Annotated in this window: 14 protein-coding genes and 1 riboswitch; of the genes, 3 read left to right on the forward strand and 11 right to left on the reverse strand. The window is 43.1% G+C overall.

Annotated elements, in window-relative coordinates; translation table 11 throughout:
• Nucleotides 1-281: 281 nt before the first annotated feature.
• The 11 genes from BLS49_RS17035 to bcp all read right to left on the reverse strand — a co-directional run bounded on the left by BLS49_RS17035 (nt 282) and on the right by bcp (nt 16,498).
• The gene (locus tag BLS49_RS17035) at nt 282-752 is read right to left on the reverse strand and encodes a GtrA family protein (protein WP_091233524.1); all 471 of its coding nucleotides are present in this window, start codon (nt 750-752) and stop codon (nt 282-284) included.
• Nucleotides 742-1,749 carry a glycosyltransferase family 2 protein gene (locus BLS49_RS17040; protein ID WP_091233301.1) on the reverse strand — a complete coding sequence of 336 codons (1,008 nt, stop codon included), beginning with the start codon at nt 1,747-1,749 and terminating at the stop codon, nt 742-744. Before BLS49_RS17040 ends, BLS49_RS17035 begins: the two co-directional genes overlap by 11 nt.
• A 31-nt stretch (nt 1,750-1,780) precedes the next feature.
• The gene (locus BLS49_RS17045; protein ID WP_091233304.1) at nt 1,781-5,647 is read right to left on the reverse strand and encodes a phospholipid carrier-dependent glycosyltransferase; all 3,867 of its coding nucleotides are present in this window, start codon (nt 5,645-5,647) and stop codon (nt 1,781-1,783) included.
• Nucleotides 5,648-5,846: 199 nt separating this feature from the next.
• Nucleotides 5,847-7,247 (reverse strand): NCS2 family permease, encoded by a 1,401-nt coding sequence (locus BLS49_RS17050; protein ID WP_091233307.1) that lies wholly within the window; start codon nt 7,245-7,247, stop codon nt 5,847-5,849.
• 162 nt (nt 7,248-7,409) lie between these two features.
• Nucleotides 7,410-7,509, reverse strand: a riboswitch (purine riboswitch).
• A gap of 206 nt (nt 7,510-7,715) precedes the next feature.
• Nucleotides 7,716-8,171, reverse strand: coding sequence for a GNAT family N-acetyltransferase (locus tag BLS49_RS17055; RefSeq protein WP_091233310.1), 456 nt, complete (start codon nt 8,169-8,171; stop codon nt 7,716-7,718).
• 95 nt (nt 8,172-8,266) lie between these two features.
• Nucleotides 8,267-9,805 (reverse strand): glutamine-hydrolyzing GMP synthase, encoded by a 1,539-nt coding sequence (gene guaA / locus BLS49_RS17060; RefSeq protein ID WP_091233313.1) that lies wholly within the window; start codon nt 9,803-9,805, stop codon nt 8,267-8,269.
• A gap of 90 nt (nt 9,806-9,895) precedes the next feature.
• The gene (locus BLS49_RS17065) at nt 9,896-12,244 is read right to left on the reverse strand and encodes a transglutaminase-like domain-containing protein (protein ID WP_175471455.1); all 2,349 of its coding nucleotides are present in this window, start codon (nt 12,242-12,244) and stop codon (nt 9,896-9,898) included.
• Nucleotides 12,231-13,463 carry a DUF58 domain-containing protein gene (locus BLS49_RS17070; RefSeq protein WP_091233319.1) on the reverse strand — a complete coding sequence of 411 codons (1,233 nt, stop codon included), beginning with the start codon at nt 13,461-13,463 and terminating at the stop codon, nt 12,231-12,233. The genes BLS49_RS17065 and BLS49_RS17070 overlap by 14 nt, the downstream gene beginning before the upstream one ends.
• On the reverse strand, nt 13,460-14,422 hold the full coding sequence (locus tag BLS49_RS17075; protein WP_091233322.1) for an AAA family ATPase: 963 nt from the start codon (nt 14,420-14,422) through the stop codon (nt 13,460-13,462). The genes BLS49_RS17070 and BLS49_RS17075 overlap by 4 nt, the downstream gene beginning before the upstream one ends.
• An 87-nt stretch (nt 14,423-14,509) precedes the next feature.
• Nucleotides 14,510-15,856, reverse strand: a complete 1,347-nt coding sequence (locus BLS49_RS17080) for a polysaccharide deacetylase family protein (protein ID WP_091233324.1) — start codon at nt 15,854-15,856, stop codon at nt 14,510-14,512.
• 147 nt (nt 15,857-16,003) lie between these two features.
• Nucleotides 16,004-16,498, reverse strand: coding sequence for a thioredoxin-dependent thiol peroxidase (bcp, locus tag BLS49_RS17085; RefSeq protein ID WP_091233327.1), 495 nt, complete (start codon nt 16,496-16,498; stop codon nt 16,004-16,006).
• A 144-nt stretch (nt 16,499-16,642) separates the two neighbouring features.
• Here bcp and BLS49_RS17090 point away from each other — a divergent pair, with 144 nt between their 5' ends.
• From BLS49_RS17090 to BLS49_RS17100, 3 genes are all read left to right on the forward strand, one after another.
• Complete coding sequence (locus BLS49_RS17090; protein ID WP_091233330.1) at nt 16,643-17,707, forward strand: LCP family protein; 1,065 nt, start codon at nt 16,643-16,645, stop codon at nt 17,705-17,707.
• Between the two features lie 59 nt (nt 17,708-17,766).
• Nucleotides 17,767-19,080 (forward strand): glutamate-1-semialdehyde 2,1-aminomutase, encoded by a 1,314-nt coding sequence (locus BLS49_RS17095; protein WP_091233333.1) that lies wholly within the window; start codon nt 17,767-17,769, stop codon nt 19,078-19,080.
• Between the two features lie 228 nt (nt 19,081-19,308).
• Complete coding sequence (locus tag BLS49_RS17100) at nt 19,309-20,088, forward strand: class I SAM-dependent methyltransferase (protein WP_342707213.1); 780 nt, start codon at nt 19,309-19,311, stop codon at nt 20,086-20,088.
• Nucleotides 20,089-20,137: the final 49 nt, after the last annotated feature.

Consider the following 20,137-nt stretch of genomic DNA (forward strand, 5'->3'; position numbering starts at 1 on the left):
GTCGGCGTTGAAGTAGGCGGACACCAATGAAGGGTCTCTAATTCCGATTCAATAGAATTATCCTGTGGTTCTCCGGCAGCTAGGACCGTATTCGCTGTGCCTAATGTCAATCCGGCAGCTAGCGTAGCGGCAATAATCGATCTCGCCCTACTTCTCATAAGTTTCACTCCAATACGATTAATTCGCACTTGTTCTTGCTTCATATTCAATCTATTGGGTTTTTTCGTTACTTATGCTAGCCTCCAGCAACTTTTTCATAATATTTCTTATTTAATATTCATTCACATCTCCCGTAGGTGATCGTTCTCCCTGAATACCCATTTCCGACTGACATAAAAGCCAATCGTTACTGTCATACCAGTTACGATGATTTTCGCTATGATCGGATGCAGGCCCAACTTAGTTATTAGCAAATATAAGCACAACAACGAAATAGCAAGTACCGTCAAATTTAGCACCCCAAATCGTATAAATTGCCTCCATTCAATTTTTTTTGTTTCCTTCTTATGCAAAATACTAGCAAAGGTAATATTACGATTCATCACATAGCTATTGATTGATCCCGCTATATAAGAAATAATCTGTGCTCCCACACTGCCAATCCCTAAAAGCAGCAGCAAGGAGAACACGATAAAATCAATTATCGTGTTCATTAGACCTACAATATTAAATTTTATAAATTGAGCCAGCCCTTTTCTAGACAGAAATCCTTTAAGTTTCAAAGCCTTTAGTTTAAAAAAATTATCCGACATATCCTTCAATCTGATCCCTCATTTCTTCAGAAGCATATGAAGATTCGATTGAACGATTATCTCTTCTATGATAACCCAGTGCCTCTCGAACTATATATAATGGACGATCTTTAGATTCATCATATATTCTACCGATGTACTCTCCCATAACTCCCAGCAACATGAGAACAATTCCATTAAAGAATAAATTAATAGCAACGATTGATGCCCATCCCGGAACGGTACCTAACTCCATCCATTTTTGAAGCAAAACTACAAACAAATAAACAAAACTTGATAACGACAGCGTCACACCGATATAAGAGGCGATTTTTAACGGTTTATGTGAAAAGGAAGTAATTCCGTCAGCAGCGAATGATATCATTTTCCGCAATGGATATTTTGTAACTCCAGCAAAACGCTCCTCACGAACATATTCCACACTCGTCTGCCGAAATCCAGCCCATCCAACCAAACCACGGATGAACCGGTTTTTTTCCTTCAGCCCCTTCATCACATCACATACCTGACGATCAATAAGCCGAAAGTCGCCAGTATCCAGTGGAATATCAACTTGAGTCAATTTACCGAGCACACGATAAAACAATTTGGCAGTTACTTTTTTGAATACACTCTCTCCCTTGCGCATCAAACGTCTACCATATACGACCTGATAACCCTCCTGCCACTTATCAATCATTTCAAGAATAATTTCTGGAGGGTCCTGTAGATCTGCATCAATAATGACAACTGATTGTCCTGAAGCATAATCCATTCCTGCACTAATCGCTACCTGATGTCCAAAATTCCGGGAAAATTGAATCAATCTTACATGAGGATCGCTTCTGCAAATGGACTTCACAATTTCCTCTGTGCGGTCACGACTTCCATCATTCACAAAAATAATCTCGTAATTCTCTCCAGTACAATCCATCACTTGCTTTAATCTAGTATACGTGTGCTCAATTACTTCTTCCTCATTGTACATAGGAACGATAACACTGCAGAATACATCCATGAACACGCCTCCCCTAGTCATAATCAAGTCACTAAAATACCCATGAAGGGAACCATCTCAGAACATGCTCCACATATTCCGAGCTGACCTCCATTCCTGAAAGCACCGGATAGAACACAATAAATAACATGACCGCCATGCCTACATAGATATATCTGACCCACCGTATTTTCGGCCAACGATCTTCGGCTATTTTCGCTACATATACAATGGCAAGGATAAGGAATGGGATCATAGCAAAGTAGTGATACAAAAATGTCTCTCGTGAGACGAGCATCCAAGGTACATATTGAGAAAGATATGCTATCCAAACAACATACATTCGGCTGTCCCTTCGTTTTATCGAAATCCACATAGCCGCTGCGAGAGCCAAAATGCCACTCCACCAAATGAGAGGATTCCCCATAGTAACAATATTGGATACATTATGAATACCTAGACCTGCAGCTTCTCCCGATTCACCGTAGAACCACACTGGTCTTTTCATAAAAGGCCATTCCCACCATGTCGATGCAAATGGATGACTTCCTACCAGATGACTGTGATAATCAAACATATCCTTTTGCGCCTGCACCAAATTACTTATAGTAAATCCTTGATCCGTGGCCGATAAAGCCGGAATATAGGATGCCGCATAAATCATGATAGGTATAACAATAAAAAACAAGATACAGCTAGCTAGTGTGATCAGCGTTTTTCTCACAAAGGTGTTTGTGATTTCCAGGTACAGTTTCTCATCGTTCTGCAAATCTCGTCCTGAACCACTCAACTGCCGTTTAGCGGCAGCGTATTCCTTATATCGACTGTACAGTGACATGGCCAACATAATTGCAAGACCTGCTCCTCCATACAGAACAATCCATTTCGACGACACTCCGACTCCAAAGAACAAGCCCGAACCGAATAGCGGAAGCAATGTTTTCCAGAGCTTTTGTTTATAAAAATTCATACTCACATATCGTTTCATGAAATAGAACATTAACATAATAAAGAAAACTGCATATACATCAATCGTAGCAATCCGAGTCTGAGTGAAATGCATAAATTCTGCAGCCAGCAGTACCATCGCCATCATTGCATATTTGCGTGAATTGAATAGTAATCTTGCCAGCAAATAGATCAGAGGCAGCATCGCAGCCCCGAACAAGGTTCCCACAATTCGCCATCCCCAAGGACTTAGACCAAATAGTTGTATACCTATCCCGATGAACCATTTTCCAAGCGGAGGATGTGTTGTCTCATAAGGAGATTGATTATGCCAATACTCGTAAGCTGTTCTTGCATGATATATTTCATCAAAATAAGTGCTGTTTAGATAACCATAGTTTCGAATAGATGTGGCCTGTTCATCGAACAGCAGTGCCGCCGATTCGGCCCTATTATCCCCTTCTGGATCAGACGGCACAATTTGTGTAATCGCAATAGGCTGATCATTTTTTCCCGGCTCATAAAAACTCATTTCGTGCAGAGATATTCCTGGGTGTTCTACTGTTATTCGAGCATATCTCGCTTCAGTACCTACATTTTGACTCTTCCACGCAAATACCCCTCCGTAATCATCCGGTACGTCAATCGTTTTCTCCCAAATGTCCGCGTTATGACTAAAATCTATTTTCCATTCTCCGGTGCTAGTTCCACCAAAGAAATTCACACGCTCAATCTGTTTAGCCTCACCAAAATCAACATAAAAGCTAGTCGGTTGAGCAGGTTTCCAAACCGTGCCCGGGCCTTTAAATGAACCCAGTTGATACACAGCTACCAAGGTATACAGTAAAGTAACAATGCCGATCCATAGCCAATCCATCCCTCGTAATCGAAGAAAACCTGAGAATAACGAAGATCTCTCGGGTAGAACCTGTAAATTTTGCAAAATAGATTGATCCCGTTTTTGACGTTCATCCTTATGATCTGCATTGAAGGCAATGCGCCGTCTCCGTACATATATATCGAATCCTAAATAAAGCGTATAGAATAGAAGCAACACATTAGCCAGCGAGCATAACAGTACGATACCGTCATTTTCCGGGCTAAGCCCCATGTTTAAATAGGATAAAACATAAGCCACGTTCACATACTGCGTTATACTGAATCCCAGGAACAGATACAGCAACCTACGATCTCTCAGCTGAAGGAAGGAAAATAATGATAGAAGCATAACTGGGAACATGTAGCGCTCATGCATTTTAGTGCCGAGAACAAACATAATAACAATAAGCGCGAGTGCAATAAAATAAGATTTTCCTAAGCTTTTTCCCCGCTTACGTATCGAAATATAGATGGCATATGCGACAGCAAATAAGATGAAAACAATCCCCCACGTGCTAAAGCTAAACAGAAGCCATCGATCCTCAATCGACGCCCAATTATATCCGAATAATGCATACAAATTAAAAGCATTAACCGAAGCATACGGATAAGATGATAACGTCGTCTTGTACAATTTCAGAAGAGCGGACAAGCCTCCATTGTTCCAGAAAAAAGGCAACGCGAGCAGAGTAAAAGTTATCAACCCATACAGTATACTTACCGTTATAGATTTCCATTTACGATAGTGCCATGCAGCCAACAACCATACTGGTGTAAAAATAAGCGTTTGCGGCTTGATTAGGGTGGCTATCGCAAACCATACCGCGGATCTTTCCATGCGACGCCCAGTTAATGAGATAATTCCGCTGATCAGGAACACCACATAAAATGCATCCACTTGACCCCATCCAGCAGAATTGATAATTACAGCTGGATTAAATAGATACAACGCTGCAAGGGCCAATCCAAGCAAGCTTTTGCCCCCCGATTTTTTGCTAGCCATTACATAAATCAAATATCCTGCAACTAAATCTGCAAGCATTGCCGGCAACTTAAAAAGCAGAATCGTTCCGACATCCCCATAATTCAGATCAAACAGCATCCGTATCCAACCAAGCATATATAACACATAGACATATCCAGGTGGATAATCAGCAAAAATATGTTCCGAATAAAAGCTGCCGATCCCTTTCTCTACTGCATGCTGCGCCCAGCCCATAAATGTGTTCATATCCGTCTCAAATGGAGGTACGGTTACAGCAATAACCATCCTTAAAATGAAAGCCGCCGCTATTATGCCAATTAGCCATCCACGAACAGTACCAAATCTCATCATGCTATTACGTCCTAAAGCTAACGGATGGTCCCTCCGGATCATCGTGTAATACAACCAGCTAAACAACAAACTGAACAAAACAGATACGATTGCCAGATTTAGAGGAGAAACAAAAGTAGAAACTGATGCTTCATTCACTGACTCGTCGTTCACAGGAACTGTGTCTGCTTGTAAAGCTACAGGTTGAATCCCTTCTGGAATATGGTCTACTTTCTCCACTCCGATATCATCAAACAACGCTATTCCGGTATTCAGCCTGCCATATCCACCAATACCAGCAGCTAAAATGAACTCCGTCTGTTCTCGGCCTGTTGTTCCATAGAACTCAACCTTCTTCCAATCCTTGAGCGGATCTTTTACTTGGGGAAATGCTCCCCCTATACCGAGTGGAAACAGATTTGCTCCAATTTCACCATCACCAAGCTCCAGCACTTTAATCCAACCCGAAATGACATAGTTGCTATTTGGTTCCACCTCTACGGTCTGAACCCATTTAGCATGATCCGGCTTTACAATCTCAATCCGAGCAGATCTGGTTCCTGTATGAGCTTCATTCTCCACTACCTCAAAATGACTGGCTCCTTCCTCCAGCGACCAACGGTCACCTTGCCAAAATGAAGGGTCACTCATCGAACCCTTCTCAAACCCGGGGTTTTCAATTAAATTGATATTTTGTCCGCTAACATTTCCAGGTATAACTAATAACAACAGACAAACGCCAAGCCATACAACTGCTCGTTTGACGAAAGTAAGCATGTCCTCTTTCACCCCAGATACGAGAAGATAGATTAACTCTTAAAAATCAACTTTGTTCTATAAATATACGCATCCTATTAAAAGTTATGACTTCTCTACTGAAATCTATCTCAAGTTATAGAATCCGGGTTAGCACAAAAAAGGCCAGCCGCTATTGCGACCAGCCTCAAAACTTCAAATCACATATATGTCTTATATATTAGCCTGCACTTCCAAGGAATACGTAACGTGCTACGATCAGCACAGCGAGAACCCACATCATCCAGTGCACGTTGTATTTTTTCTTACCAAGTAAATTAGCAATTGTAGCAAGAATTACGTAGAACACGATGCCGAAGGAGATACCGTTAGCAATGTTGTAAGTGAATGGCATCATAGTTACGATCATGAACGCCGGGATTGCAACAACCATGTCTTGGAAGTCGATCTCTTTAATGGACTGAGCCATAAGTACACCAACGATGATCAAAGCAGCGGCAGTTGCAGCACCTGGAATAAGAGCAGCAATTGGAGCCAGGAACAATGCAAGTAAGAAACACACGCCTGTAGAAACTGCAGTCAAGCCAGTACGTCCACCTTCAGCAACCCCTGCAGTACTTTCTACATAAGCAGTTGTAGTTGAAGTACCGAGCATTGCGCCACCTGTAACAGCAATAGCATCAACAAACATTGCTTTACCAACACGTTTCTTGCCTTCCTCAGGATCCTTCATAATTCCGGCACGAGTAGCTGTACCTACGAGAGTACCAAACGTGTCAAACAATTCAACGAAAGTAAAGGTTGCAATTGCTGAAATGATACCTGTGTGAATAATTCCATCCCAGTCAAATTCCATAAAGTTGAGTTCTGTAAAATCAGGAACCCAAGGAGTTTGAGGATTTGACAGCGTACTGAAATCAACTGTACCCATCAACATGGCAACAACTGTAGTACCCAAAATCCCGAATAAAATAGCACCACGAACTTTTAATACCATCAAAATACCGATCAACAACAAACCGATAATAGCTAGTTGCACGTTTGTGTCATGCAGACTACCCAAGTGAATAACTGTTTCATATGACTTGACATCTGTAAATGTATGTGCAGGAATGTTATCTCCCGCTTCAACACCGATTGTCATCAAGCCACTGTTTTTAAGACCGATGATGGTAATGAACAAACCAATACCAACCGTAATTGCATGTTTCAGTGAATCAGGAATTGCTTCAAGCAGCATTTGACGCACACGAGTAATTGTAAGCAAAATGAAGATCAAACCGGAAACAAATACTGCAGTCAAGCCCATTTGCCAAGTAAAAGGATGATCTGTCGTAGCTGACGAAAGTACTACGGAAGCAAAGTAAGCGTTCAGACCCATACCAGGTGCAAGTGCTACTGGGAAGTTAATAAAGAGACCCATTGCGATCGTGAAAATACCTGCAGAAAGTGCAGTTGCCAAGAAAACAGAGTACCAACCCATATCAATCTGACCGAATGCTGTCAGTGTATTAGGATTGACCGTAAGGATGTAAGCCATAGCCATAAATGTAGTAATACCGGCCATGATTTCCGTACGAACTGTTGTACCGTTCTGTTTTAGCTTAAAAAACCGATCCATGATAAAAATACTCCTCCTTATAATGAGTCAAAAACGACAAAAAGCCCGAGGTTCAAAACTATTCCCCGGGTACCGTTGCACTCAGAAGAAGCGCTCAGGAAAAGTGCTGACAGAATACGAAAACCTGTAATTTTCGAAATTCTATTGTATTTCCCTGATATGCCATACGCCTCTTCTTTTCGTAGCCAGATCATTACGGTGACCTCGTAGAAACTTCCGGGCCAATCCCCGGAATTATACGAAAAGCATTAAGTTGTAATTTGTCGAATTTTCCTGTCCAAGTCTTATTTAAGACTTATCACATGACTTATTCTAGGCTCGATCAAAGAAATTGTCAACAGAAAAAGCGAATGTTTTAAACCTGTCCGGCATTGAATGTTCGCGATTTGTTAAAATTAATGATTTTTTTTCTGTGATTTTCACTCATTAATTAGTATGCTCTCCATTTCCAGCAATATTCGACATTCCTTATCTTTTCAATCTCATATGTAAAATTGGAAAGTGATTTCCTTGTTCATCAAATTCTGAACGTTCATAAACTTCAAATCCCATATGTTCATAAAATCCTAAAGCTTGAGGATTCTGTTCATTCACATCAAGACTTTCAACGTGATATTCTTTGATGCCATAGGAAATTAATGTTTTTCCAACACCGTCACCACGATTTTCGGAAGATATAAAAAGCATTTCCAATTTCCCGTCCTGAATCCCCATAAAAGCAATTGGTTTATACGAATCATCCTTTGCCACAATTAATGTATCAATCACAGCCAGAGCAGCTTTGACCTGCGTACGTAATTTTGGAATATCTTCCTCTGTCAAAAAGAAATGTGTTGCTCTGACTGATGTCTCCCAAATTACGAGTAGTTCCTGAAACAACCCATTTTCTCTTACTACGACTTTTTCTATAGTGATATTCTTCATAAAACCTCCTAAGTAATTCCAATGAATACATTGTACTACTTATAAAAAAAGCCTCGCAATCCCTTAACGGGTTTGCAAGGCGAATGATTGATATTCTATTCCCACTCAATCGTTGCTGGTGGTTTCGAAGTCACATCATAAACGATACGGTTGACGTTCTCCACTTCATTAACGATACGAACAGAGATCTTCTCGAGCACATCCCAAGGGATACGCGCCCAGTCTGCTGTCATACCATCGATGGATGTTACCGCACGAATGCCTACAGTGTAAGAGTACGTTCTGGCATCACCCATTACACCTACGCTCTTCATGTTAGGCAACGCTGTGAAGTACTGCCAAATTTCACGATCAAGTCCTGCCTTCGCAATCTCATCACGAAGAATATAATCGGAATCACGAACAATTTTCAATTTCTCTTCTGTCACTTCGCCAAGTACACGAATTGCAAGACCCGGTCCAGGGAACGGTTGTCTCCAGACGATTTCATCTGGCAGACCACATTCTGTCCCGACTTTACGTACTTCATCCTTGAACAATGCCTTAAGCGGCTCTACAAGCTCAAACTTTATATCTTCAGGCAAACCGCCTACGTTATGGTGAGATTTAATCGTCTGAGCAGTAGCTGTACCGCTCTCTACGATATCCGTGTATAACGTACCTTGCGCCAGAAACATAAAGTCATCGAATTTAGATGATTCTTCATCAAATACGTAAATGAATTCGTTACCGATAATTTTACGTTTTTTCTCAGGGTCGTCTACACCTGCTAATTTGGACATGAAGCGTTCTTTGGCATCGATCTTAACAACCTTCATATCGAATTTGCCGACAAAGGTTTCCATTACACTCTCAGCTTCACCCTTACGGAGCAAGCCGTGGTCAATAAACATACATGTAAGTTGATCACCGATCGCCTTGTGGATCAGCATGGCAACTACAGAGGAATCTACCCCGCCGCTCAAAGCGCACAATACCTTGTTATCGCCAACTTGCGCACGAATATCACGAATAGCATCCTCAATAAATGTCTCCATACTCCAGTTGCCTTCACAACCGCAAATTTCATAGAGGAAGTTCTTGATCATTTCATTCCCGTGAACAGAGTGACGAACTTCCGGGTGAAATTGAACCCCGTACATGTTAAGAGCTTTATTTGCAAAACCAGCGATAGGAGCATGATCAGTCGAAGCATCCACTACAAAACCCTCAGGAAGCTCAACAACATGATCCCCATGGCTCATCCATACAGTTTGTTTGGAATCAAGACCTTTAGTCAAACGCGACTCCTGAGCAAAGTCGACATCAGCTTTTCCGTATTCGCGTTTTGCAGCGCGTTCTACTTTACCGCCAAGCTGTTGTGCCATTAATTGCATACCGTAACAAATACCGAAGATAGGAACCCCGATATCATATACAGCTGGATCAATATGCGGAGCATCCTCTGCATAAACACTGGATGGACCGCCGGAGAAAACAATCCCCTTAGGAGCAAGTTTGCGAATCCGTTCAACCGGTGTGTTAAAAGGCAACAATTCACTGTAAACACCTAAATCACGAATCCGTCTAGCTATCAGCTGATTGTATTGTCCTCCAAAATCCAGAACAACGATCATTTCATTTGGCTTATTCATTACCGAGCCTCCCTCAATTCATGACAATAATTATACGAAACGACGAAAGAGCTCGTCAAGAAAGATCAGACACCAGATTGTTGGTGTTAATTACTTGGAGGAAAATGCCAAATCGAGACACTGCTTCAGAAAATTTTTACTCTGAGTCCGATTGAGTCGTATTCCACCATAATAAATTGTCTCCCAAACATCTACAAATTGTTCTATCCCTGCAAAAACGCTCGATTTTTCCCTACCATGCCCAATGTAATCTACATATTCTCTTGCTGTCATAGCAGGTGGTTTAGTCCCGTAGAGCAAGTACAGCTCCCGCCACACTACATCCGCAGCCGCTAGTAATTCTTTCTGGTCAGGAAATCTTCGACTCAGCTTTAAGGCAGTCATTCGGAGACGAAACCATTGCTTGCGTACCAGGTTTTTTTGATTCATTAATGCAACCAACAGAACGAAGCCAGCGCTAAAAATAATCAGAAGCACATCCACCGTAACGTTTTTCGCACTATTCCACCATGATTGCAGTACTGTTAACATACTTGATTTTACTGAGTTAACAGTAAATACAACCTTCGTCCAAATGGAACCTCCTGTGCTCATCATACCGGAATCAGCATCGACAGAACCAGGGATAGACAAAGATTCATAACCAGGAGTCGGATCAAATGGAACCCAGCCAATTCCGGGAAAATAAACCTCCACCCATGCATGCGCATCGGCATATGAAATTACGTATCTGTTCCCACTCTCTGAGACAGGATCACCCGGAGCAAAACCTTTTACCCATCTTGAGGGAATTCCTGCACTTCTAAGCAGCACTGTCATGGAAGTGGAAAAATGATCACAGTATCCGCTTTTTTGCTCAAACAGAAACGAATCAACAAAATCCTTCCTCTGTGAGGGGCGGACGGAATCTAAGCTATATGTGTAATTCCCCTTTAAATAGCTCATAACCTCAAGCACTGCTTCATATCGATTCTCGCCCTGTTCAGCCAGATCTATCCCTAGCTTTCGAACACGGTCAGGTAATTTCTCCGGCAGCTGTAGATACAAACGTCTTATCTCTTCAGGGTCCGGGCCAACACTGCTATGCAGTTCCTCCTCAGAGTAGGACTGTAATTTGGAAGTCAATTCATATCCCCAAAGAGATTGAGCCCCGGTTCCTTGTTGCTTAAGCTGCTCGATATAGACAGCATCAGCGGATTCATCATATTTGGCAGTAGCTTGAACCGATTGTTCTGCCGCTTCACCTGAAAATACCATACCAACCGTAAGCGGTAATCCGCCTCCAAACAACGGAGAACCACTACCGACAGGCTGAGGCTCTTCAAAAATAACTGTCTGCTTAACTTCATCCCCATGAATCTCATGAGAGTTGTTTAAATTAGATGAAGTAATTTCTATGAGATGATTCTGAAGCTCGCTATCCAGAACAGGCTGAGTCCAGCCCCTTCCTGTATAGAGCATTTTGCTTTCACCACGCCAATAGGTACGCTGTGGTGATACCGCCGTGAAATAGGGATCATGCCTTAGCTTAAGAGGCGCTCCAAGCTCAGAATCATCCCTTGAATAACCTGATGTGCTGTATGCATTCCAATTCTCTTCCCCGTGAGAGCCATTCCATTTCTCCAAAGCTTGCATTGCATGATCCCATGGAATCTTTCTAGTAGGCTGTATCGGTAGCAAAGAGGTTAGCATTGCAGCACCCAGAACACAGACACTCAGCAATGCTGAAGCGACAATTACGTAATTAACTCGATGCTGTGCTTTTCTTACTCCCTTCCGATGAGACCAAAGCATACTTGATATATGATTTCTAAATATCAGCATTTGAAGCCCCAAGCCCCACGCAGCCGTACGAATAAAGCCTGAGGTAATGTTGATCTCAACAGCTATCTCAAGGACCCATAAATACAGCAATGTGACCGAGAAAAACAACAGGATGCTCCCTCTTCCAAGCGCCAGCATTTGAACAGATACAATCAGCAAGGACCAGCCAATCAAAAGCAGCAGCATTCTCGATTCTAGACTGATTCCGTTCAATCTCCCGGATTGAACAAGCTTCATAACATCTTGAATAAGTATTTCTGAATATTCTGTATACCACTGTAGACCTTCTATTCCTCCATAAAAGAAATACATTGAGCCGGCTATGAAGAGCACAGGCAGTGGTGCATACAACAATTTTGGCATGTGAAAACAACCAATCAACAGCAAGCCCGCTGTCAATACTACAAACAGATGAACGATTTTGTTCTGTCCTTCATCGATCAGTGAAAACAACGGATAGAGCCACTCACTAAATAATCCGAACAAAAGGAGACTGACTGCAAATCGCTTCAGTCCTACTCTCCAATAGGATAATTCTGTACTTCTCGTCTCTTTGTAAGGCTGACTACCTTGCAGATCTATGTCTCCAACACTCTCCAGCTTAAGCGATGACATGCTTAACATCATCTCCCTTCCTGGAGATTTGTATTTTCTCCGAATCATGTTTGAATACGACTACAGGAATTCCATATTTACGAAGACGCGCCACTTCCTTAGCAATTTCGGGTCTACCTAAGCCATCACATACGCTCCAAATCTCTAATTTTCTACCGATCTCATTGAGATGCAGTGCAGTGTCTACCAATTGAGATGATAGTGTTCCCGTTATCAAAGTTATCGCATGAAGAGACGTGAAGTTAATCGCATGAAATAACAGCTTGGATGTTGAAATCAGTGCTTGCTTCGAGATATCCGTTTCCAGCCTGATATCGGCTAAAAGATCAAGCCCCCTATGCAGCCCTCTGCTGCCCGAGAGTGTAATAGCAGATTGCAGTCCATTATGATACAGAAGCATTTCTTCGCCTTGGCTCTTCTCCCGAAGCAACCATGCTGCTGCAGCCGATACAGCTGCTTCAAAGCCTCTCTCAGCATAAGAATCCGGGCATGTATCAAGAAGCAGATAACGGGATAGCCCTGTCGTCTCATTTGATAAACGAGTAAGCAGGGTTCCTTTTTTGGCCGAGCCCTTCCAATGAATTTGACGCAGCGGATCTCCCGCCTCATAATCTCTGAGTCTCCCGAACAGCGTACTCGTACTCTCCGGCATTATAGAATCTCGCACGTAATTCTCGACATCCGAATTGCCATGAAATGCTGTTTGCGCTGATGAAGAGAGCAGCAATGGCCTTGGATGTACAATCATGACGTCATCGCTTTGTAATCGCAGTGTGCGCATGAACCAGCCAAAGAGGTCCCCCCACGTTAAATACACGCTAGAGCCGCGGTACACTCCTCGCTTCGCATCATGTATATAATAAGTGCCTGTATATTTTCTTTTCCAGCCCATAAACAGAAGCTTTCCAGCCCCTTCACTTCCAGAGGATAGAGCCAAATGATCCTCAACCAGTATCCAGAGCGGTGGAATACTACCGTTTAAGGTGATGGTTAGGGTGACCGCCATCTCAGTACCAGCTTCAGGAATTAAAGGATTACATACTCGTTCCACCTTTGCGCTTGTTGGTCCGCACAGCTGGGCAACCGTTCCTTGAATGATAATAAGTCCAAGGAGGATCACTAAAAACAATAAGGATTGTCCACCTCTCCAGCTGTAGAGCAAGGCGAGCAGTATTAAGGCCACAGTGCCCCATACGTAGGCCCATTGTCCAATTCTCATGCCGTCCCCCCCGAGGCACGGTTAAACAGAGGAATGTCAGAGCGCTTTAACAAATCGCTTACGATGTCCTCTCCGCTCATTCCTGATATTTTTGCCTCTGTCTTCAACATCATTCTGTGCCCTAATACCGCTCCTGCCACTGCCTTCACGTCATCAGGGATCACATAAGAACGACCTTTATAATAGGCCATTGCTTGCGCCGCCCCCATCCAGGCCAATGTACCACGAGGACTGATTCCGAGCGACAAATGAGTATGATGACGAGATGCGTTAGCTACTCCAACTAGAAATGATTTAATTCGATCGTCAACCAGCACCAATCTCACTTGACGCTGCATGACCACCATTTCTTCCGGCAAGAGTACAGGCTTAATGTCGGACACATGTTCCTGATTACGTCCAAGCAGTTCGATCTCTTGTTCAGGAACAGGATATCCGAGAGATAGACGCATTAAAAAACGATCCAGCTGAGCTTCCGGCAATCTATACGTTCCCTCATATTCAAGAGGATTCTGTGTAGCGAGCAGCAAAAACGGCTGAGGAAGCGAATACGTGACACCGTCAACAGTTACCTTACGTTCTTCCATAGCCTCAAGAAGGGCAGATTGTGTCCTTGGAGCGGCTCTATTAATCTCATCAGCTAATAATATATGGGAATGTATGGGGCCTGGACGATACTCAAAGTTACCATACTGGGGATGATACACTGTCACTCCGGTCACATCAGAAGGCAATAAATCCGAAGTAAACTGGATTCGACCAAACGTTCCTCCTACACAAGCCGCTAACGTACGAACCAGCATTGTTTTCCCGACGCCAGGCACATCTTCTAGTAAAATATGTCCACCTTGCAGCATAGATACGACAGCAAGTTCAATTTCATTTCTTTTGCCAATAATCACTCGTTCGACCCGATTCACAAGCCGTTCAAGCACATCACACGCCTGATTATGAATCATTTCTTTCCCCTCCACTCATTACAAAAATCTATCAACTAGTCTCTCCAGAACTAGCTGAAATAGACCTCCGCAGGAGGAAAAAATCTATTATTGCGCTTTTACTCTGCGTTCCTTTTGGCTAGCAGCAACAGAAACAATAGTTTGTCCTGAGGATTCCAGAAGAGTCCGCAATGGAATCCAAAGTGATGATTTATCATGATTAATGGCGACTGGACCTTTCCGTGCAGAGGATTCACCCTGCTCTCCTGTAATTGTTTCTCTTTTTGTATCGATAATAATTCGAACATCCCCCCATACAATGACAGCAGTCCTATTAGACTGATCCCATTTAACCTGAGCTCCCAAGCGTTCCATTACCGTGCGGATCGGAACTTGATATTGTCCATTTCGCAGCGAATACTCACCTGGATCAAGCCTTGTCTCTACACCTGCCGCTTCGAGAACCAACGATTGACCTGGACCGAACAGGTCTGCATTAGGGACTACATTTTTTTGTACCCAAGCCAGAGATGGCGAGTTCCTTCCTTTATTCTTAACAGATGGGGATATATGAAACTGAACAGGACTTTGCTCTGTAGATAAAGCTCGAAAGGTGTATCCATGCTTTTTATAAAATTTAATAATTTCAGGCAATGCCTTTACCGTCTCCGCGTGTCCTGTCCCATCGTGCATCAATACAATCATTTCGTTCTTCAATTTAGTTGAAGTCACATTTTTAACGATTTCGGATGCTGGAACTCCCCTACGTTTGGAATCTCCGCTATCTACATCCCAATCGAACACTTTGTAGCCACCCTGTTCAAGCAGATTAAAATATGTCTCATCAAAATGACCATAGGTTCCTCCCGGTGCTCGCACCAGCTCGGGTCGTACTCCGATAATCTCTTTAAGAACTTCCTCTGTCGCCTTGATCTGCCCCCAAAAATGAGTGAAGCTGCTGTACAAATCATCGTATTTATGATCAAAACTATGATTGCCTATTGCATGGCCCGCATCAACAATCCGATAGATCACTTCAGGCGAATGTTTTGCATGCTCTCCCAGAACAAAGAAGGTGGCTGCTGCATTTTCCTTTTTTAGAATATCCAGCACTTGATCGGTTAATTTGCTTGGACCGTCATCGAAGGTTAAGTACACAATCTTTTCATTTGAACTCTTTTTTGCAACAGATGTTTTCGCTATAGACCTTTCAAAAGTCGGAACACCGGTTCCAACTGCATCTAAAGAAACAGGAGCTGCTGCCCGATTTACAGAATGGGATGACGCACTGGCAGATAAACTACCAGATGAACTGGCAGTTGAAATGTCAGAAGCGTTCGCCTCGGGCAGAGCTCCTTTTTGACCCGTAATCATAACAATGACTACAGTAATAACTAGCATCATAATGAGTATGCTGCGTAATAATAACTGACTAATAGTGCAATTTCGCTTCATATATTTCTACCTCCAACCGTTTATATGAATCATTTGGCTTTCTGGTAGATTGTATGAAGAGATATATATAAATAGACTTCTTAGACTGTCTCAAATTTTTATGAATTTAGATCATTAAATCCATTCGATTTTCAATTCGCTTGAAATTTATGCTTCCAGATTCGTTTCTTTAACTGCTTCAAGCACCTGACCCACATGGCCTTTTACCCTTACAGAGCGCCATTCACGAACCAGAATCCCTTCCTCATCAATAAGAAAAGTTGAACGCACGATTCCTTCGTATTCGCGTCCATACAGCTTCTTAAGCTGCCATACTCCGAACAATCTGCACACCTCATGGTCAGTATCGGATAACAGGGGGAACGGCAATTCCTTTTTCGCTATAAAATTGTCATGTGACTTTGCTGTATCTCCACTGATGCCTAATACGATGACACCATATTTAGCAAAATCACCATGGTAATCCCGAAAATCGCACGCCTCTTGTGTACATGCTGGAGTCATATTTTTGGGATAAAAGTATATGACTACCTTGTGACCGCGAAACTGGCTTAACGAGAGTTGTTCGCCTCCGCTTGCGGGCAGTTTGAAGTCAGGTACTTGCTTTCCAAGTTCTACGGATTGTGTTGTTTTCTTCTGCATATGATCTCCTCCAAATATTAACTTAACATATTGGTTAAAATATGAAAATTGATTGTAATTATAAAAGAAATTATAATGTAATGATATGAAGAACCTCTATATCCAAAACGAAATCATTGTTTTATTTCTGAAAGGACGAACATTATGACAAGACGTACAAAACGAGCGATTATTTGGTCAGTGGTCGGAGTATTTATCGTGATCGCCGCGCTCGTAGCTTACTACTTCATTGCGATTTACAATCAAGTGGATAACTTCCAAAAGAGTGGCGAGGAGTCACCCTTCTACAATGTCCAGACTACCGAGACGAAAGTAGAAGAACCGCCTAAGTGGGAAGGAACTGAACGTGTAAACATTTTGCTTATGGGTGTAGATGCCCGGGGTCTTAAAAAAGGTGAAATCCCGCGCTCCGATACTATGCTGGTCGCATCCATCGACCCTGTATCTAAAAAAGGCTACCTGTTCTCCATTATGCGCGATACTTACACAAAAATACCGGATCATGGTTCGGATCGTATCAACACGGCCATTACGCACGGGCCAAACACAGCCATGAAGGCTGTATCCGATCTGCTCGGCATTCCGATCCAGTATTATGTATATACAGACTTTCAAGGGTTCATTGAGCTTGTTGATGCTGTAGACGGCGTTGATTTTTATGTAGAAAAGGATATGAAATACACCAGTAAAGCTGACAATCACGAATATGATATCGATCTCAAAAAGGGATTTCAGCATCTGGACGGTACAACTGCCCTGCAATATGTACGGTTTCGTCATGATGCCATGTCAGACTATTCGAGAACCGAGCGGCAGCGTAATTTCCTGACTGCAGTTGCAGAGAAGATGAAATCCACTACATCCATTATGAAGTTGCCATCGATTCTGGAGAAAATGAATCCATATATCGATACCAACCTTTCAGTCGAAGATATGTGGAAGCTCGCTACAATTGGGTACTCAAGCCAGATGAGCAGCAGCGAACAAATACCGCCAATGGAGCTTCTCGTTGAGAAAAATATCGGAGGCTCTGAAGTACTTGGAGTTCGAGACGAAGATGATCTAAAGACTTACGTGCAGGAAGTATTTAATAAAAAAGAAGAAGCTGCTAATGAAACTGACAGCGGTACATCCACTTCTTCTTCAAACGGCAGTAACAATAGTGCAACAGACAATTCCCCTAATGGAGCTACTTCCAGCGAGCCGTAATACGGCTCACTGGAAGTATTGTTTGTTTAAAGCTAATTTTGAAAGGACGTTATCTCTCGATGAATCGTAAACAATCTGAACACTTGTATGAAGAAGCACTAAAACATATTGTCGGCGGCGTCAACAGCCCCTCTCGCTCATTCAAAGCGGTTGGTGGCGGGGCACCCGTCTTTATGAAGAGAGCCCAAGGCGCTCATTTCTGGGATGTTGACGGGAACCGTTATGTTGATTATCTCGCAGCATACGGACCGATTATTACAGGACATGCTCACCCTCACGTGACAAAGGCTATTCAGGAAGCAGCCGCTAACGGCACACTTTACGGTACACCAACAGAGCTTGAGATTCAGCTTGCTGCCATGCTGAAGGATGCAATCCCTTCCATGGACAAGGTTCGTTTCGTGAACTCAGGTACGGAAGCTGTTATGACAACGATTCGTGTAGCTCGTGCTTATACGAAACGGAACAAAATCATCAAGTTTGCAGGATGCTACCATGGTCATTCAGATTTAGTATTGGTTGCGGCCGGATCGGGTCCTTCTACACTGGGTATCCCTGATAGCGCAGGTATTCCTGCAAGCATAGCTCAAGAAGTAATTACTGTACCTTTTAACAATGCAGAGGCTCTACACGAGGCTCTTAAGAAGTGGGGGGACGACGTTGCGGCTGTTATGATTGAGCCGATCGTCGGGAACTTCGGTATGGTTATGCCCAAAGCAGGATTCCTCGAGGATGTATGCCGACTTACAAGACAATATGGTGCACTTGTCATCTATGATGAGGTAATTACCGCGTTCCGCTTCCATTACGGATCTACACAAACCTATGCAGGGCTTGCCAACCATGATTTGATTAAGCCTGACCTGACTGCGCTCGGCAAAATCATCGGCGGCGGCCTGCCGATCGGTGCATATGGCGGCAGCAAGGAAATCATGGAGCAGGTTGCTCCGCTCGGCCCTGCTTATCAAGCGGGTACAATGGCTGGTAACCCGGCTTCCATTTCTGCGGGTATCGCTTGTCTTGAAGTCCTTCAAGGTAAAGGTATCTACGAAGAAATGGAGCGTCTCACGCTGAAGCTGACCAAAGGATTGGCTGAATCGGCCAGCCGTTATGAAGTTCAGCTTACGATCAATCAAATTCGCGGCTCCTTCTCCACTCATTTCTGCGACCATCCGGTAACTAACTACGATGAATCGCAAGATACTGACGGAGAAGCATTTGGAGCCTTCTTCCGCGCCATGCTGAACCGTGGCGTTAATCTGGCGCCTTCCAAATATGAAGCCTGGTTCCTGACAACTGCGCATACGGAAGAAGATATTGATTTTACACTGGAAGCTGCCGATGCTTCGTTTAAGGAAATTAGCACTAAGTAGCATAGCATTAAGACATCTCCATAGAGGACAAAGGACCGTTTATCTTTACTATGATCTAAGCGGCCTTTGTCCTCTATTTTGCATATATCCCATGTAATCACATTCACTAGAGATCGGTTTACCGCAACCATATTATAGGATATACCTATTAACGCAATTGTATTTATATATTATACCAATTGAACCTCCCATGAGATAATAATTCCATTCCAACTCTAGGAGGATGAGATGATGGGAACTAATCAGGTGTGGCAGCCAGAACACTACGATAACAAGTTAGGATTTGTATCGGAATATGGCAAAGGCGTGGTCAATCTACTGAAGCCGCAGCGTGACGAAGTCATATTAGATTTAGGATGTGGAACTGGCGATTTAAGCAATGAGATTGCTGGAACTGGAGCCAAGGTCGTTGGGATGGATTTTTCTGCCCAAATGATTGAACAAGCGCGATACAAATATCCTGGCCTCAATTTTAAAGTTGGAGATGGTGAGCGGTTTGAATTGGATACGCCTGTAGATGCCGTTTTCTCTAATGCTGCGCTGCACTGGATGAAGGATGCCCCGAGTGTAATTCGTTCGGTGTGGAATGCTCTGAGACCCGGAGGACGCTTTGTTGCAGAGTTTGGTGGAAAAGGCAATGTCGAGATCATTATCTCATCCATAGTTCAGATACTTCGTGAAGAATATGGGATTGATGCTGAATCGCTGGACCCATGGTATTTTCCAAGTGTGGGGGATTACAGTACTTTACTGGAGCAGCAAGGCTTCCGCGTGCAGTATATGACGCATCTTGATCGGTTCACCAAGCTGGAGGATCGAGAAAAAGGTCTATCCCATTGGATTAATGGATTCGCTGCCGATACCTATTTTGCAGGGCTTGGTGATCAGGAAAAACAAACCATCATCCATCAGGTAGAGCAGTTGACACGACCAAAATTGTTCATCAACGATGCCTGGCATGCGGACTATGTAAGATTACGGTTCATCGCAATTAAACCATTATCATAGGAAAATAAAGAAGGCACAGCAGCCGCTGATGAACTCAGCGCGCCGTGCC

This window comes from Fontibacillus panacisegetis, assembly GCF_900102215.1.
Lineage (GTDB): Bacteria > Bacillota > Bacilli > Paenibacillales > Paenibacillaceae > Fontibacillus > Fontibacillus panacisegetis.

What these genes read in the sequence shown, in the direction of transcription:
- BLS49_RS17100 (WP_342707213.1), top strand. Translation starts at nt 19,309, where the DNA reads ATGATGGGAACTAATCAGGTGTGGCAGCCAGAACACTACGATAACAAG.
- BLS49_RS17055 (WP_091233310.1), bottom strand. Translation starts at nt 8,171, where the DNA reads ATGAAGAATATCACTATAGAAAAAGTCGTAGTAAGAGAAAATGGGTTG.
- BLS49_RS17065 (WP_175471455.1), bottom strand. Translation starts at nt 12,244, where the DNA reads ATGTCATCGCTTAAGCTGGAGAGTGTTGGAGACATAGATCTGCAAGGT.
- BLS49_RS17095 (WP_091233333.1), top strand. Translation starts at nt 17,767, where the DNA reads ATGAATCGTAAACAATCTGAACACTTGTATGAAGAAGCACTAAAACAT.
- BLS49_RS17090 (WP_091233330.1), top strand. Translation starts at nt 16,643, where the DNA reads ATGACAAGACGTACAAAACGAGCGATTATTTGGTCAGTGGTCGGAGTA.
- BLS49_RS17080 (WP_091233324.1), bottom strand. Translation starts at nt 15,856, where the DNA reads ATGAAGCGAAATTGCACTATTAGTCAGTTATTATTACGCAGCATACTC.
- guaA (WP_091233313.1), bottom strand. Translation starts at nt 9,805, where the DNA reads ATGAATAAGCCAAATGAAATGATCGTTGTTCTGGATTTTGGAGGACAA.
- BLS49_RS17050 (WP_091233307.1), bottom strand. Translation starts at nt 7,247, where the DNA reads ATGGATCGGTTTTTTAAGCTAAAACAGAACGGTACAACAGTTCGTACG.
- BLS49_RS17045 (WP_091233304.1), bottom strand. Translation starts at nt 5,647, where the DNA reads ATGCTTACTTTCGTCAAACGAGCAGTTGTATGGCTTGGCGTTTGTCTG.
- BLS49_RS17075 (WP_091233322.1), bottom strand. Translation starts at nt 14,422, where the DNA reads ATGATTCATAATCAGGCGTGTGATGTGCTTGAACGGCTTGTGAATCGG.
- BLS49_RS17035 (WP_091233524.1), bottom strand. Translation starts at nt 752, where the DNA reads ATGTCGGATAATTTTTTTAAACTAAAGGCTTTGAAACTTAAAGGATTT.
- BLS49_RS17040 (WP_091233301.1), bottom strand. Translation starts at nt 1,749, where the DNA reads ATGGATGTATTCTGCAGTGTTATCGTTCCTATGTACAATGAGGAAGAA.
- BLS49_RS17070 (WP_091233319.1), bottom strand. Translation starts at nt 13,463, where the DNA reads ATGAGAATTGGACAATGGGCCTACGTATGGGGCACTGTGGCCTTAATA.
- bcp (WP_091233327.1), bottom strand. Translation starts at nt 16,498, where the DNA reads ATGCAGAAGAAAACAACACAATCCGTAGAACTTGGAAAGCAAGTACCT.